This is a genomic window from Streptomyces poonensis, assembly GCF_014650915.1.
GTDB lineage: Bacteria > Actinomycetota > Actinomycetes > Streptomycetales > Streptomycetaceae > Streptomyces > Streptomyces poonensis.
In genome coordinates this window covers 194,938-209,729 of sequence record NZ_BMVW01000010.1, presented here as the reverse complement: position 1 = coordinate 209,729, position 14,792 = coordinate 194,938, and the positions used below count along the sequence as shown (strand labels likewise).

Here is a 14,792-nt window from a genome sequence, read left to right as displayed (position 1 = left end):
CGGTGAGCGGAATGTCCAAGGGGCCGGCGCCCGCGGTGGACCTCGTCCGGCCGGTCGTCACGGAGCGTGACATCGACAGTTCACGCCAGGTGTTGACGCCTCTCATGGCACCCACGGCGTCACGCGAGCCCCAGATGTACCAGGCCGCCTTCTCGGGCGCGCCCCTCGCCATGGCCGTGGTCGACCGGCAGGGGCGGATCGTCACTGCCAACGAGGCGATGGGCGCCCTGCTCGGGGGCGGCACGGAGAGGCTGGCCGGACGGGTCGCCGCCGAACTGGTGGATCTGGCGTCGGACGCCCGTACCTGGCACGCCTATCGCGAGGTTCTGCGCGGCCGGCAGGCGCGGCTGCGGTGCGCGCGCCGGCTCAAACATCCCGACGGGCGGTCCCTCTGGGTCCAGGTGATGGTGACGCCGCTGACCCCGACGGGTCCGCCGGGGCCCTCAGCTCCGCTGACTCCCACGGATGCATTGCCTCCCACGGCTTCCTTGCCTCCGACGGCTACGTTGCCTCCCACGGCTCCGTTGCCTCCCACGGCTCCGTTGGCCCCGTCGCCCGAAACACCCGGGGCAGAGGAGGCGATCGCGGGACCCGGCCCGACGGAGGAGCAGCTCACCGCGGCCCTGTCCCCCGAGGCCCTGGTCGACCTGAACGTGCCCGCGGACCACGACGCGGAGCCGGCCGTGCTGCTCTCCCTCCACGACATCAGCGCCCGCCGGGAGCTCCAGGCCCGGCTGCGGCACCTGCAGATGCACGACCCGGTGACCCGGCTGCCCAACCGCACGCTGTTCTTCGAGCGGCTGTCGGCCGCGCTGGAGGCGGAGTCGTACGACGAGGGCGGCACCGGCCGGATCGGGCTGTGCTACCTGGACCTGGACGGCTTCAAGGCGATCAACGACACGCTGGGGCACCGGGTCGGCGACCGGCTCCTCGCGGCCGTCGCCGCGAGGCTGACGCGCTGCGCCGACGAGGCCGGGTTCGGGAGAGCCGCCTCGCCCCTGGTGGCCCGGCTCGGCGGGGACGAGTTCGCGCTGCTCGTGGAGGACTCCACGGGCACCGAGCAGCTCGCGGACCTCGCGGAGGCCGTGCTGAAGGCCGTGCAGGCGCCCTTCGACCTGTCAGGCCAGCGGCTGTCGGTGTCGGCGTCGATCGGGGTCGTGGAGCGGCACGCGGCGAGCACGACCGCGACCGGGCTGATGCAGGCCGCCGACACCACGCTGTACTGGGCGAAGGCCGACGGCAAGGCCCGCTGGACGCTCTTCGACCCCGAGCGCAACGCCCACCGCATGACCCGCCAGGCCCTGTCCTCCACGCTCCGGCCGGCCGTGGAACGCGGTGAGTTCACCCTGGAGTACCAGCCGCTCGTCGACATGGAGGGCGGTGAGGTGCGCGGGGTCGAGGCGCTGGTGCGATGGAACCATCCTCAGTTCGGCACACTGACGCCGAATCGGTTCATCGGACTGGCGGAGGAGGACGGTTCGATCGTTCCGCTGGGGCGGTGGGCGCTGGCCACGGCCTGCCGGCAGGCCCGGCGGTGGCAGCTGGACCACCCGGACCGGGCCCCGCTGTTCGTCAGCGTGAATGTGGCGGTGCGCCAGGTGTGGGACTCCGACCTGGTCGCCGACGTGGCGGAGATCCTCAGCGAGACCGGCCTGGCCCCGCACCTGCTCCAGCTGGAGCTCACCGAGTCGGCCGTCATGGGCTCGGCGGGCCGTCCCCTCCAGGCCCTGCAGGCGCTGAGCGACATGGGCGTCCGCATCGCCATCGACGACTTCGGCACCGGCTACTCCAACCTCGCCTACCTCAGCCGGCTCCCGGTCTCCGTGCTGAAGCTGGACGGCGCCTTCGTCCGCGGCTTCCAGTACGACAACCGCGCGGAGACCGCGCCCGAGCCGAACCCCGCCGACGAGGTCATCGTCGAGGCGCTCGTCCAGCTCGCCCACCGGCTGGGCCTCACGGTCACCGCCGAGTGCGTGGAGACCACCGACCAGGCCACCCGGCTGCGCCGCATCGGCTGCGACACCGGCCAGGGGTGGCTGTACTCGCGGCCCGTGTCCCCCGACCGGATCGCCGAACTGCTGGCGGCGGCCCGCTCCCAGGGCGGAGCGGGTCACCACTCACCGGTCGGCGCCGACGAACCCTAGGCCCTCGGCAGCCCGTACGCGTCCGCGATCAGCTCGTACGAGCGCAGGCGCAGCTCGGCCCCGTGGGCATGGCTCGTGATCATCAGCTCGTCGGCGCCGGTGCGCTTCTGGAGGTCGTCCAGACCGGCCCGGACCTCGTCGGCGGTGCCGTGGATGACGTCGGAGTTCCAGGAGGCGATGAAGTCCTGCTCCGCCGGGCTGAAGTCGTACGCCTCGGCCTCCTCCGGGGTGGGCACCAGGCCGGGGCGGCCCGTGCGCAGCCGGAGCATGTTGAGCGCGGCGGCCATGATCTGGCGGCGGGCCTCCTTCTCGTCGTCCGTGGCGAGAGCGGAGACGCCGATGAGGGCGTACGGCTCGGACAGCACCTCCGAGGGGCGGAACGACTCGCGGTACAGGTCGAGCGCCGGGATGGTGTTGCGCGCCGAGAAGTGGTGGGCGAAGGCGAAGGGCAGGCCGAGTTCGGCGGCCAGGCGGGCGCTGAAGCCGGAGGAACCCAGCAGCCAGATCGGCGGCCGGTGCGGGGACTGGACGCCGCCGGGCGAGGTGCCCTGGACCGGCCCCGGCACGGCGTGGATGCGGCGGTAGGGGTGGCCGTCGGGGAAGCTGTCGTCCAGGAAGCGGATCAGCTCGACGAGCTGCTGGGGGAAGTCGTCCGCGCCCTCGTGCAGCCGTTCGGTGCGGCGCAGGGCCGCGGCGGTGGCGCCGTCCGTGCCGGGGGCGCGGCCGAGGCCGAGGTCGACGCGTTCGGGCGCCAGGGCCTCCAGGGTGCCGAACTGCTCCGCGATCACCAGGGGGGCGTGGTTGGGCAGCATCACGCCGCCCGAGCCGAGGCGGATGCGCTCGGTGTGGGCGGCGAGATGGGCGAGGATCACGGCGGGCGAGGAGGAGGCCACGCCCGGCATGGAGTGGTGCTCGGCGACCCAGTAGCGGTGGAAGCCGCGGGACTCCGCGAGGCGGGAGAGGTCCACGGCGGTGCGCAGCGCGTCGGTGGCGGTGCGGCCGGCGCCGACGGTGACCAGGTCCAGGACCGAGAGGGGTACGGGGGCGCTGCCCTGCGCTGTGCCTCGTATCTCGTCGGCCTTCTCGTCTGCCGCCACGGTGCCTCCTGTGTCTCGTTGCCGTGCTCGGCTTCGTCGAACAGGAGGCTGGCTCCGTTTATTCCCCGTCCCCCGGCGGCCCCGGGGGCGCCGGGGCCGTACTCCTCACACCTGCACCACCGGCTCCCGGGTGAACAGCGTGCCGAGCTGCGGCGCGTTCACCCGCCGGTCGGCCAGGCGCAGGGACTCCCAGACCGAGACCTGGTTGGCGGTGAGGACGGGCTTGCCGAGGGTGGACTCCAGGGTCTTGAGGTGGGAGACCGTGTGCAGGGCCGTGTTCGGGACCAGGAGCGCGTCCGCGTCGAGGTGGTCGCCCGCGCGGGCCAGGGCGAGGATCCGGTCGCCGTCCCAGGCCGCGGCCTCGGCCGCCGTGGTCACGCCGGCCGCGTGGACCGCCACCGGTTCCAGTCCGGCGTCCTTCAGGAACGCGGCGAACAGGGCCGCCACGTCGTCCGGGTACGTGGCCGCGATCGCGATCCGCCGGGCGCCGATCTCCCGCACCGCGTGGACGAAGGCGAACGAGGTCGAGGACGCGGGCAGGCCGGCCGTGCGGGCGAGGGTGCGGACCTGCTCGTGGGCGCCCTCCCAGCCGTACGCGAAGCTGCCGGACGTACAGGCCCAGACGACCGCCTCCGCGCCCGACAGGCGCAGTTCCTCCACTCCTGTGGCGAGGCGCCGGGGCGAGCCCAGCTCCCGCAGCGCGTCCTCGTGCTGCGCGTCCTCGCCGACGTCCGTGTGGACCAGGGGAAGGCGGATGTCGCTGCCCAGGAGCTGCTCCATGCGCGGGTAGTCGTCCTCGGCGAAGTGGCCCGGGTAGAGGAAACCGAGTGCTGTCATGTCCAGCCTTCCTGCTGCTCTGCTTGTGCTGTGTACCTGCTGTTCCTGCTGTTCCGTCTCCGGCGCCGCGGGGCCCGGGTGCGGCGTGTCGTGCGGCGGTGCCGGTAGGGGCCCGCTGCCCGTGTACCCAGGTGACGCGGTGCCGCCCACATCGTCACGTGACCGGCCCTGTTCAGGCCGTGTTGACGAAGGGGGGTTCGAGTGCGAGCGTGGGGGGATCCGCGCACTTCAGACAGCCCGGCCGACGTCTGCCAAGACGTTTGTCCCCCCTCACCTTTCCGGGGGAGCGGACGCGTACTGCGAGAGGGTTCACCCGACGATGCCCGGTACCACCACCCTGCTCGTCCTGGACGCCGAGCCGCCGCCCCGGCTGGGCCGGCTCACCGGGCGGGCACGGATCGTGCACACGGACGCGGCCTCGCTCGCCGCCCGGCTGCCGGACGCCGATGTGCTGCTCGTCTGGGACCTCGCCTCGCACGCGGTGCGCGAGGCCTGGCCGGGCCGGGGTCCGAGGCCGGCCTGGGTGCACACGGCGAGCGCGGGCGTGGACCATCTGCTGTGTCCCGAGCTGGCCGCCTCCGACACCCTGGTGACCAACGCGCGCGGGATCTTCGACCAGCCGGTCGCCGAGTACGTCGCCGCGCTCGTGCTGGCGATGGCGAAGGACCTGCCGCGCACGGTGCGGGCGCAGGAGGCGCGGGCGTGGCGGCACCGGGAGACGCTGCGGGTGGCGGGGACCCGGGCGTGCGTGGTCGGCTCCGGGCCCATCGGCCGGGCGGTCGCCACCACCCTGCGCACGCTGGGGATCACCGCGGCCGTGGTGGGCCGTGTCCCGGGCCCCGGCGTCCACGGCCCCGACGAGCTGGACCGGCTGCTGTCGCGCGCCGACTGGGTGGTCGCGGCGGCGCCGCTGACGGAGGCGACGGAGGGCATGTTCGACGCCCGGCGGTTCGGGATCATGCAGCCGTCGGCCCGGTTCATCAATGTCGGGCGCGGCCGGCTGGTCGTCGAGGAGGCGCTGGTGGAGGCGCTGTCGAAGCGGTGGATCGCGGGTGCGGCGGTGGACGTCCCCGAGCGCGAGCCGCTGCATCGGGAGGACCCGCTGTGGGAGGTCCCGAACCTGCTGGTGTCGCCCCACATGAGCGGGGACACGGTGGGCCGGCACGACGCGCTCGCCGCCCAGTTCGTACGGCTGTACGACCGGTGGGAGGCGGGCGAGCCCCTGCCGAACGTGGTCGACAAGAAGCTCGGATACGTACCCGGGCACTGAGCCGCGACGGCCCCGGGAAGGGGGAGGGCGGATGACCGGGCTCGCGGAGTTCACGGCCGTACGGCTCGTCGAGGGCTACCGCACGGGCGAGTTCGGCCCCGTGGAGGTCACCCGGGCGATCCTGGAACGGGCCGAGTACGCCCAGAGCACCGTGAACGCGTTCGTGCGGCTCGACGCGGACGGTGCCCTGGCCGGGGCGCGCGCGTCCGAGGAGCGGTGGCGGCGCGGGCGCCCTGCGGGTCTGCTCGACGGGGTGCCGGTGACGGTGAAGGACCTCCTGCTGATGAGGGGCGGGCCCACGCTCAAGGGCTCCCGCACGGTCTCCCCGGAGGGCCGCTGGGCGGAGGACGCGCCGTCCGTGGCCCGGCTGCGCGAGCACGGCGCGGTCCTCCTCGGCCGGACGACGACACCGGAGTACGGCTGGAAGGCCGTCACGGACTCGCCCCTGACCGGGGTGACGCGCAACCCGTACGACCCCTCCCGCACCGCGGGCGGCTCCAGCGGGGGCGCGGCGGCGGCCGTGGCCCTCGGTGCCGGGCCGCTGGCGCTCGGCACGGACGGGGGCGGCAGCGTGCGCGTCCCGGCCGCGTTCTGCGGGGTGTTCGGGCTGAAGCCGACGTACGGCCGCGTGCCCCTGTACCCCGCGAGCCCCTTCGGCAGCCTCTCCCATGTCGGGCCGCTGACACGGGACGCCGCCGATGCCGCGCTGCTGCTGGACGTGATCAGCGGGCCGGACGCCCGGGACTGGTCCGCGCTCCCTCCCCCGCCCGGGTCCTTCGTGGACGCGCTGGAGGGCGGGGTGCGCGGGCTGCGGGTGGCGTACTCGCCCTCGCTCGGCGGCCAGGTCGCCGTGCGGCCCGCGGTCGCGGCGGCGGTGCGGCGGGCCGTCACGGGGCTGGCCGCGCTCGGTGCGCACGTCTCCGAGACGGACCCCGACCTCACGGATCCGGTGGAGGCGTTCCACGTGCTGTGGTTCAGCGGGGCGGCCGGGGTGGTCCGGCGGCTCGGACCGCGCCGGCGGGAGCTGCTGGACCCGGGGCTTCGGGAGATCGCCGGCATCGGGGCGCGTCTGACGGCACTCGACCACCTGGCGGCCGTGGACGTCCGCGCGAACCTCGGGCGCCGCATGGGCCGCTTCCACGAGGCGTACGACGTGCTGGTGACGCCGACGCTGCCGCTCACCGCGTTCGAGGCGGGCGCCGAGGTGCCGAGGGGCGCGGGGCTCCGCCGCTGGACGGGGTGGACCCCGTTCACGTACCCGTTCAACATGACCCAGCAGCCGGCGGCGAGCGTCCCCGTCGGGGTGGACGGGGACGGGCTGCCGGTGGGACTGCAGGTGGTCGCCGCCCGGCACCGGGACGCTCTCGTGCTGCGGGTGGCGCACGCGCTGTACGAGGCGGGAGTGGCCGGAGTGGAGCCGTCGGCCGGAGCCCGGTGACCAGCGCGTGCCAAATCGTTATGCGGGCGCGCGGGGCGTGATCGCCCGGTAGTTCGACCACGGCGTGCGCGCCCTGCCTGACCAGCGAAGATCGCGATCGGGTGAGCGGTCGTGCGCCGCGTGGTCGCGCCACGGCCGGGAACGCCCCTTCGAAGAGGGCGAAAAAACGTCCGCATGGATGGCATGGAGTCGGGTAGCCGCGCGCCCATGGCTCCACCACATGGGAACGAAACAGACGCACGCGCGCCGATAAGACGCCCAAGTCGCCGGTCCTTGCTGGCCGGTGCGGCGGCATTCGGTGCGCTCGGCGCCACCGGATGCTCGCGGGTCGCCGCGAGCGCGTCCGGCGCGGAGGGCGGTGACCTTCTCGACCGGCTCCGGGCCCAGGGCGTGGTGCGGCTCGGTATCGCCGGCGAGATCCCCCACGGCTACATCGACAAGAACGGCGAGGTGACCGGCGAGGGCCCCGAACTCGCCAAGGTCATCTTCAAGCGGCTCGGCGTGCGGCGGGTGCAGCCCGTGCCCACCGAGTTCGGTTCCCTGATCCCGGGGCTCAACTCCCAGCAGTTCGACATCGTGTCCGCCGGGATGTACCTCACCCCGGAGCGCTGCGCGCAAGTCATCTTCTCCGACCCCGACTACCAGATGCTCGACGCGTTCGTCGTGCGGAAGGGGAATCCCAAGGGTCTGCACGACTACGAGGACATCGTCCGGAAGAAGGCGAAGTTCGCCACCGGAACGGGATACGCCCAGATCGACCACGCCGTGCGGGCGGGCTACCCGCGGGGCGACATCCTGATCGTGCCCGACCAGGTCGCCGGGCTGAACGCGGTGGAGTCGGGGCGCGCCGACGTCTTCGCCGGAACCGCGCTCACCGTGCGCGAGGTCGTCAGGAAGTCCCGTACCACCGAGGCCACCGATGCCTTCGCGACCGTCGTCGACGGCGAGAAGCAGGTGGACGGCGGCGGCTTCGCGTTCCGGTCGAACGAGACCAGGCTGCGGGACGCCTTCAACGCCGAGCTGCGGAAGATGAAGAAGAGCGGCGAGGTCCACCGCATCCTCAAACCCTTCGGTTTCACGGAGAACGAGATGACCGACCTCACCGCGAAGGAGCTGTGCGGCGGATGACCTCAGGACTGTGGGAACTCGTACTCCAGGGCGTCTGGGTCACGATCCAGCTCCTCGTGCTCAGCGCGCTGCTGGCGACGGCGGTGTCCTTCGTGGTCGGCGTCGCCCGCACCCACCGGCTGTGGATCGTCCGCTTCCTCGCGGGCTTCTACACCGAGGTGTTCCGGGGCACCTCCGCCCTGGTCATGATCTTCTGGGTCTTCTTCGTGCTGCCCCCCGCCTTCGGCTGGCAGCTGGTGCCGCTGTGGGCGGGCACGCTGGCGCTCGGGCTGACCTACGGGGCGTACGGCGCGGAGATCGTGCGCGGCGGCCTGAACGCGGTGAGCCCGGCGCAGCGCGAGGCGGGGATCGCGCTGAGCTTCACGCCCTGGCAGCGGCTGCGGTTGGTCCTGCTGCCGCAGGCGGTGCCGGAGATGATCCCGCCGTTCAGCAATCTGCTGGTCGAGCTGCTCAAGGGCACCGCGCTGGTGTCGGTCATGGGCATGGGCGACCTGGCGTTCAGCGGCAACCTGGTGCGCCTGGCGCTCCAGGAGAGCGCGGAGATCTACACGTACCTCCTGCTCATCTACTTCGTGATCGCCTTCCTGCTCACCCGGGTGATGCGGGGGCTGGAGAAGAAGCTGAAGGCGGGCGTCACCGGCAAGGCACCGGAGCGCGGGCCCGAGGCGGAGCTCGAACGGCCTGAGGTGGCCGGCGTGGGGGGTGCTGTCCGATGAAGTGGGACTGGAGCGCGGTCTCCGACTTCATGCCGCACTTCTGGGAGGGCCTGCTGGTCACCCTGCAGGTGCTGGTGATCGGCTCGCTGATCTCGTTCGTGCTGGGCCTGGTGTGGGCGCTGCTGATGCGGGTGCCGAGCCGGTGGATGACCTGGCCGGTCGGGGCGGTCACCGAGTTCGTGCGGAACACCCCGCTGCTGGTGCAGCTGTTCTTCCTGTTCTACGTGCTGCCCGAGTGGGGCCTGACCTTCTCGCCGCTGACCACGGGTGTGATCGGCATCGGGCTGCACTACTCGACGTACACGATGCAGGTCTACCGCGCCGGCATCGAGGCCGTGCCCGTCGGTCAGTGGGAGGCCGCGACGGCGCTGAACCTGCCGCTCGGGAGGACCTGGACGGCGGTGATCCTGCCGCAGGCGATCCGCCGGGTGGTGCCCGCCCTCGGCAACTACGTGATCTCCATGCTGAAGGACACTCCGCTGCTGATGGCGATCACCGTGCTGGAGATGCTCGGCGAGGCGCGGCTGTTCTCCCAAGCGAACTTCCAGTTCACCGAGCCCCTGACGGTGATCGGCGTCGCCTTCGTCGTCATCTCCTACCTGGCCTCCCTTCTCCTGCGAGCCCTGGAGCGTCGCCTTGTCCATTGAGACCCGACCCACCCCCGAGACGAACATCGAGAAGTCCGCCTCCGAACTGATCCGCCTGGAGGAGGTCACCAAACGGTTCGGCGGCAACACGGTCCTCGACCGGCTCAGCTTCTCCGTGGACGCGGGCAGACACGTCACGCTCATCGGCCCCTCGGGGTCGGGCAAGACGACGATCCTGCGGCTGCTGATGACGTTGATGAAGCCCGACGAGGGCACGATCACCGTCGGCGGGCGGCAGCTCTACCCGGCGAGCGAGAAGCAGGTCCGCGAGGTCCGCAAGAACATCGGGATGGTGTTCCAGCAGTTCAACCTGTTCCCGAACATGTCCGTGCTGCGCAACATCACCGAGGCGCCCGTCACCGTGCTCGGCATGTCCAAGGACGAGGCGGCGGAGCGGGCCAGGGAACTGCTGGACCTGGTGGGCCTGGCGGACAAGTGCGACGCCCGCCCCGCCCAGCTGTCCGGCGGCCAGCAGCAGCGGGTGGCGATCGCGCGGGCCCTGGCGATGCGGCCGCAGGTGCTGCTGCTGGACGAGGTGACCTCCGCGCTGGACCCGGAGCTCGTCGCGGGCGTGCTCGACGTGCTGCGCGACATCGCCCGCACCACCGACATCACGATGCTCTGCGTGACCCATGAGATGAACTTCGCCCGGGACATCTCCGACCAGGTGCTGATGTTCGATTCCGGCCGGGTGGTCGAGTCGGGTCCGCCCGAGAAGATCTTCAGCGACCCGGAGCAGGAGCGGACGCGGGAATTCCTCGGCGCGGTGCTCTGATCGCTCCGGTCCGCTCCCGAAACGCCCGAGGTGGACGCGTCGGCTCATGACGCAGGCATATGTCAGAGGGTTTTCGCCCCTGCTGGGGGCCCTGGTGACCCTCCGTGTTTCTTGCCGACACCCTCTCCCCGCATGCCTCTCGGCCCGTATGGTGGAGGACGGCAAGCTGTCCGAAAACGGCCAGAGAAGCGCAGGGGGAAACCGTGGCGCTGAAGCACGAGCCGACCGCGCCGTACCACTCGGCCCAGGACGCCCTGCGCGTCCTGGAGACGGTGGCACAGCGCTCCACCGGCATCACGGACGCCGAACTCCTCCGCCGGACCGGCATAGGCGGCGAGCGGCTGACCCCCCTCCTGCGGATGCTGCGGCGCGAGGGATACGTCGAGCAGACCGCCGAGGGCGCGTACGTCGCCGGGGAGATCCTCGACCGGCTCGGTTCCGCCCGCGACCGGGACCGTGCCCTGCGGGACGGGCTCCAGCACACCCTCGCCCGGCTGCGCGACTCGGTCGGGGCCGCCGTCTACCTCAGCCGCTACGTCGACGGTGAGATCAGCGTCACGAGCTGCGTCCAGAGCCCGGCGGCCCCGGCGGTCCACGAGTGGTTCGACTTCCGCTCGGCCGCCCACGCCAGCGCGATCGGCAAGAGCCTGCTGGGACAGCTGGACCTGAACGCCCGCCGCGACCACCTCTCCCGCCACCGGCCGGCCCGCCTCACCTCCCGCACGATCACCAGCGAGCGGCTCCTGCTCAACACACTGGACGCCCAGCGGCCCACGGTCCCGGTCCTCGATCTCCAGGAGTACGCGGTCGGCACGGTCTGCGCGGCCGTCCCCCTCACGGCCGGCTCCTCCGTCGGCTGCCTCGCCCTGTCCCTGCCGGTCGAGCACGCCCACCGGCTGCGCCAGGCCGCGGACACGCTGAACCGCGGGGCCGCGCCGGTCCTGCTGTCCCTGACGCTCTAGCCCGCCGCCCCTCCCCCGGGAGCCGATCGGGCGGTGGTCGGGAGCACCCCTCCGGACCAGGTAGTATTTCTTTTGTCGCCGAACGCGAGAGCGGGAAGCGAGAGTCATGCGCCGCTAGCTCAGTTGGTTAGAGCAGCTGACTCTTAATCAGCGGGTCCGGGGTTCGAGTCCCTGGCGGCGCACCTGAAGAAGGGCTCCTCACCTGAGTGAGGAGCCCTTCGCGCTTCTCTGTCAGAACGTGACGTCGGAGCAGGCGTAGAACGCGTTCGCCGTGTCCGCGACCGTCCACACCGCGAGGATCACGTGGTGACCGCTCTTGCCCGTGGGCAGCTTGCCGCTGTGCGAGAGCGTCGCCGGCGGCTGGCCGCTGTAGGGGACGGTGAGGAACGGCGTCAGCTCCAGGTCGGCGCGGGTGAGCGCGCGGTTCTGGTTCCAGCCGTTCTTGGTGACGTAGTACTTGAAGTCGCTCGTCGAGTGCCGCGCGGTGAACTGCCAGCGGAACGTGTAGCTCTGCCCGCCGGTCACCTTGGTCGTGGGCCAGGCGCCGCCATTGGGCGTGGTGGGCGAGTTGAGCTGGTTGAACTGGCCGTTCCCCGCGGAGCAGAGCTGGCCGTCGGCGGGGCCGGAGGCCGGGAAGCCCTTGGGGCCCTCCACGCTCTGCGGCTCCCACTGTATGGATCCGCAGTTGGTCACCGTGCCGTTCTGACAGAGCTTCTGCCGGCTGATGGGCAGGTCCGTGTAGCCGTGGCCGGTGGCACCACCGCTGGAGAGCACAAGGGCTCCCGTGGTGGCGAGGCCGACCGCGGCTGCGTACCACTTGGTCTTCTGACGCATGCTGCGCTCCTGAACATGTGGGGGTTGCCTGAGCCGTGCCTGCATCGCGATGCGGGGAGGGACGCATGGGCGTCCGTAGGTCTAGACCAAGGCTCACCGTATTACCGGCAGTTGAACATGTCCATACCAATCGTGGAACGCGGTTGCGTGGGTCGTGGAACCCCGCTGCACGGCCCCCGGCCGTCAGGAGGACGACTCCCTCCGCCCCGTCCAGAACGCCACCGTGAGGTCCTTCACCAGCGCCTTGCGTTCGTAGTCGTCCAGCTCCACCAGCCCCCGCATGGTGAGCCGGGTCACGGTGTCCTCCACCGAGTCGAGGACCGAGGTGAGCACGGTGTCCCGGTGCTGGGCGTCGAGCGCGGCGATCCGGCGCCGCTGCATGACGGCGGCCACCTCGGGCGCGTACGCGATCCGGGTCGGCTGCACGGAGAACACCTCCAGGCCGGCCGCGGCCGCGTCCGCCGCCACCAGCCGGGTCAGCCGCTCGCCGACCGCCTCCGTGTTGCGCAGGGTCACGTCCTTCACGAGGGCGGCCGGCGACACATCGGCCGGCAGCTGCGCGAGCACCCGGGACAGAGCGGCCTCCACACACTCGCGCAGATACCGCTCGTGGTCCTCGATCCCGAGCACGGCCCGCGCGGTGTCCCGCACCCGCCAGGCGACCAGTACGACGACCCGCAGCTCGACCCCGTTGGCGTCGACGGCCGGCATCGGCTCGCTGCGCCAGTGCCGCAGCCGTACGTCGACCCGGCGGCGCAGGACCAGCGGGTTCACCCACATCAGCCCCGTGCGCCGCACGGTCCCGCGGTACCGCCCGAACAGTCCGAGCACCCAGGCCCGGCCGGCCCGTCCCCGCGCCAGCCCGCCGAAGCCGAACAGGCCGAGCGCCCCGGACCCGGCGTACGCGGCCCACTGGACCGGCCCCAGCCCGGCACCCGGCTGCGCGGGCAGCCCGGCCGCCGCCACGGCGAGCCCCGGCAGCACCCCCGCCCACCAGGAGGTGAGCGCACATCCGGCCATTCCGCAGACACCTCCCAGCACTCCCGCCACACCCGGCAGCACCCGGGCCGGGCGCTCCACCAGATCCGGGTCGATCTCGGGCACGGGGCGCGCCGGCGCCGGCCCGGGCAGCCGGCGCCGGACGCGCGGCTGCTCGCCCGTGCCCCGCCGCCGCCCCACCACCGCAGGAGCGAGCGGCACGGACACCGGGTCGGGCTCGTCGCGGAAGAGCAGATGCAGGGGGATCTCGGTCGTCCCCTCGGTGTGGATGAGCCGTGCCGGGCGGGCGGCGCCCTCCGGCTCCGGCGTCTGCGCAGTCGTCGTACTCATCCGTGCCTCCATGCCTCCGCGCAAGAAGAAACGTGTCGTTGTTCGTGCCGTTATGCGGTTGAGAAACGGGAAGAAACATGACTTGCGGTGGGAGAAGAGAACGTCGGGCGAAGTGCGGAAGAAGCCGGTGCGGAAACGTGCCGTCACAAGAAGAGCCGCCGCCAGGTCTCCGGTCCCGGATAGCCGTCCGCCGCTCTGCCCCGCCACCCCTGCGCCCGCTGGAACGCCTCCACGCTCCGCCGGTCGGCCTCGGTCCAGCACGGCCCCGGACCCGAGGCGTAGTACGTGCCGAACCCCTTCTCGATCAGCCGCCTCCCCAGCCGGGTGACGTACTCGTTGTCCGCGCCCGGCCGGAACGTCCCGCGCCCCGGATAGCGGGGCAGGCGCCCCGGCGGGATGTCCCGGCCCGCGCCGCCGGCCAGATACGCCCACGTCACAGGGCCCGGCAGCCCGTCCGCCGCCGAGCCGGTCCACCCCTGGGCCCGCTGGAAGGCCTGGGTGGCCCTGCGGTCCGCGGCCGTCCAGCGCGGTCCCGGGCCGGTGGTGTAGAAGCGTGCCCCGCCCCGCTCGACGAGCATGCGCCCCAGTCTCGTCACATGACCGTTCCGCGCGCCGGAGCCGAAGGCCGAGACTCCCGGGAAGCGGGCGCCCCCCGCGCCCGCCCACTCCTGCGCTCCTTCCTCAGCACCCTCTGCGCCCCCTCCGGCATCCCCGGCCAGCCCCTTGTAGCGGTACGCCACATAACGCTCCGAATTGCTCCAGTACGCGTATGGGGTGGCCTGCTTCCGGGTGTGCGGACGTGTCTGTTCGTAGGCGATGTAATGCGTGTGCGTGTAGTCCGTCCAGCCGCCGAAAATGACGACGTGCGACCCTTCCAGGGGATCCTCCGGATTATGGAAGAGCAGAATGTCACCGGGCTGGAGTTCCTCCTTGGAAATCCTGTCCCCATAGGTGGCGAGGGACCCTGTCCATTCGTTCCGGCCGAGGTTCCAGGCCATCGACACATAACCCGAGCAGTCCTGCCGGTACCCGTCCGACCAGAACGCGGTCATGCTGTACGGGACCCGTGCGGCGACCCAGGTCTTGGCCCGGTTGATGATCTCCGCGCGGGTGGTGGCGGGCGGCGCGACCGGCGGCCGGAGCTCGGCACCGGAGGCCTGACGGCCGGCCGGACCGTGCAGCGGTGCCTCGCCCCCCTGAGGTGCATCAGGCTCCTCATCTGCGACAACGCCCGGTCTGACGGGAGCGTGCGCGGCCGCGGCGACGGTCCCGCAGGGGCCCGCGCCGAGCGCCGCACCCGCCGCCGCGGCCAGCACCAGGGCGCCCTGGGCCGCCGGACGGCCGGCTCCCCCGGACCCCGTGGACCGGGGCGGGAGGTGTGGCCGCCGCACACATCCGGGGCATTCGCAGTCATTCGGAGGATCGAATTCCTCGAATGCCGGAGTGTCCATGCGATTGCCCTCGTGTCCCGACTGTGTCCCCGAATGAGAATGTCCGCGCCTCTGCACGGTCGCCAGTTTCTCAACTGTGCGCAGATGTCGCATGCTGACGGTCCGAATGATGTAACCGAACCGTCGCGGCGGGTACGCGGCAGGTCGGCGCCGGCGGCCGCGCG

General features: G+C 72.2%; 13 protein-coding genes and 1 tRNA gene. 9 read left to right on the top strand and 5 right to left on the bottom strand.

The annotated features are described in order from the left end of the window. The first annotated feature begins 170 nt into the window (after positions 1 to 170). Positions 171 to 2,144, top strand: coding sequence for a putative bifunctional diguanylate cyclase/phosphodiesterase (locus IE242_RS23875; protein WP_373299576.1), 1,974 nt, complete (start codon positions 171 to 173; stop codon positions 2,142 to 2,144). On the opposite strand, the gene IE242_RS23870 is transcribed toward IE242_RS23875, so the two are convergent. Together IE242_RS23870 and IE242_RS23865 are read right to left on the bottom strand one after the other, a co-directional pair. Continuing rightward, complete coding sequence (locus IE242_RS23870; RefSeq protein ID WP_189862552.1) at positions 2,141 to 3,241, bottom strand: LLM class flavin-dependent oxidoreductase; 1,101 nt, start codon at positions 3,239 to 3,241, stop codon at positions 2,141 to 2,143. The genes IE242_RS23875 and IE242_RS23870 overlap by 4 nt on opposite strands. A gap of 105 nt (positions 3,242 to 3,346) precedes the next feature. Further along, positions 3,347 to 4,078, bottom strand: coding sequence for a maleate cis-trans isomerase family protein (locus IE242_RS23865; protein ID WP_189862550.1), 732 nt, complete (start codon positions 4,076 to 4,078; stop codon positions 3,347 to 3,349). A gap of 319 nt (positions 4,079 to 4,397) precedes the next feature. Here IE242_RS23865 and IE242_RS23860 point away from each other — a divergent pair, with 319 nt between their 5' ends. From IE242_RS23860 to IE242_RS23825, 8 genes are all read left to right on the top strand, one after another. Continuing rightward, positions 4,398 to 5,348: a D-2-hydroxyacid dehydrogenase gene (locus IE242_RS23860; protein WP_189862548.1), complete on the top strand. Its 951-nt coding sequence runs from the start codon at positions 4,398 to 4,400 to the stop codon at positions 5,346 to 5,348. Between the two features lie 31 nt (positions 5,349 to 5,379). Then, a complete protein-coding gene (locus tag IE242_RS23855; protein WP_189862546.1) occupies positions 5,380 to 6,786 on the top strand; it encodes an amidase in 1,407 nt (468 codons plus the stop codon). Between the two features lie 207 nt (positions 6,787 to 6,993). Further along, positions 6,994 to 7,914, top strand: coding sequence for an ectoine/hydroxyectoine ABC transporter substrate-binding protein EhuB (gene ehuB / locus IE242_RS23850; RefSeq protein WP_229859344.1), 921 nt, complete (start codon positions 6,994 to 6,996; stop codon positions 7,912 to 7,914). Continuing rightward, entirely contained in the window at positions 7,911 to 8,630 is a 720-nt protein-coding gene (gene ehuC / locus IE242_RS23845) for an ectoine/hydroxyectoine ABC transporter permease subunit EhuC (RefSeq protein WP_189862542.1), read from the top strand. The genes ehuB and ehuC overlap by 4 nt, the downstream gene beginning before the upstream one ends. Next, a complete protein-coding gene (gene ehuD, locus IE242_RS23840; RefSeq protein WP_189862540.1) occupies positions 8,627 to 9,277 on the top strand; it encodes an ectoine/hydroxyectoine ABC transporter permease subunit EhuD in 651 nt (216 codons plus the stop codon). The genes ehuC and ehuD overlap by 4 nt, the downstream gene beginning before the upstream one ends. Continuing rightward, entirely contained in the window at positions 9,267 to 10,052 is a 786-nt protein-coding gene (gene ehuA, locus IE242_RS23835) for an ectoine/hydroxyectoine ABC transporter ATP-binding protein EhuA (protein WP_189862539.1), read from the top strand. Before ehuD ends, ehuA begins: the two co-directional genes overlap by 11 nt. 203 nt (positions 10,053 to 10,255) lie before the next feature. After that, entirely contained in the window at positions 10,256 to 11,014 is a 759-nt protein-coding gene (locus IE242_RS23830) for an IclR family transcriptional regulator domain-containing protein (RefSeq protein ID WP_189862537.1), read from the top strand. A 108-nt stretch (positions 11,015 to 11,122) separates the two neighbouring features. Then, positions 11,123 to 11,196, top strand: a tRNA-Lys gene (locus IE242_RS23825). Between the two features lie 49 nt (positions 11,197 to 11,245). Here IE242_RS23825 and IE242_RS23820 read toward each other — a convergent pair. The 3 genes from IE242_RS23820 to IE242_RS23810 form a co-directional block, all read right to left on the bottom strand. Next, positions 11,246 to 11,848 (bottom strand): lytic polysaccharide monooxygenase auxiliary activity family 9 protein, encoded by a 603-nt coding sequence (locus IE242_RS23820; protein ID WP_189862535.1) that lies wholly within the window; start codon positions 11,846 to 11,848, stop codon positions 11,246 to 11,248. A gap of 183 nt (positions 11,849 to 12,031) precedes the next feature. Next, complete coding sequence (locus tag IE242_RS23815) at positions 12,032 to 13,177, bottom strand: SPFH domain-containing protein (RefSeq protein WP_189862534.1); 1,146 nt, start codon at positions 13,175 to 13,177, stop codon at positions 12,032 to 12,034. Positions 13,178 to 13,320: 143 nt separating this feature from the next. Beyond that, a complete protein-coding gene (locus IE242_RS23810) occupies positions 13,321 to 14,628 on the bottom strand; it encodes a peptidoglycan-binding protein (protein WP_189862532.1) in 1,308 nt (435 codons plus the stop codon). Positions 14,629 to 14,792 lie beyond the last annotated feature (164 nt).

Coding starts and splice junctions, on each gene's coding strand:
- IE242_RS23875 (WP_373299576.1), top strand. CDS start 171: ATGGCCGTGGTCGACCGGCAGGGGCGGATCGTCACTGCCAACGAGGCG.
- IE242_RS23865 (WP_189862550.1), bottom strand. CDS start 4,078: ATGACAGCACTCGGTTTCCTCTACCCGGGCCACTTCGCCGAGGACGAC.
- IE242_RS23860 (WP_189862548.1), top strand. CDS start 4,398: ATGCCCGGTACCACCACCCTGCTCGTCCTGGACGCCGAGCCGCCGCCC.
- IE242_RS23855 (WP_189862546.1), top strand. CDS start 5,380: ATGACCGGGCTCGCGGAGTTCACGGCCGTACGGCTCGTCGAGGGCTAC.
- ehuB (WP_229859344.1), top strand. CDS start 6,994: ATGGCTCCACCACATGGGAACGAAACAGACGCACGCGCGCCGATAAGA.
- ehuC (WP_189862542.1), top strand. CDS start 7,911: ATGACCTCAGGACTGTGGGAACTCGTACTCCAGGGCGTCTGGGTCACG.
- ehuD (WP_189862540.1), top strand. CDS start 8,627: ATGAAGTGGGACTGGAGCGCGGTCTCCGACTTCATGCCGCACTTCTGG.
- IE242_RS23820 (WP_189862535.1), bottom strand. CDS start 11,848: ATGCGTCAGAAGACCAAGTGGTACGCAGCCGCGGTCGGCCTCGCCACC.
- IE242_RS23815 (WP_189862534.1), bottom strand. CDS start 13,177: ATGAGTACGACGACTGCGCAGACGCCGGAGCCGGAGGGCGCCGCCCGC.
- IE242_RS23810 (WP_189862532.1), bottom strand. CDS start 14,628: ATGGACACTCCGGCATTCGAGGAATTCGATCCTCCGAATGACTGCGAA.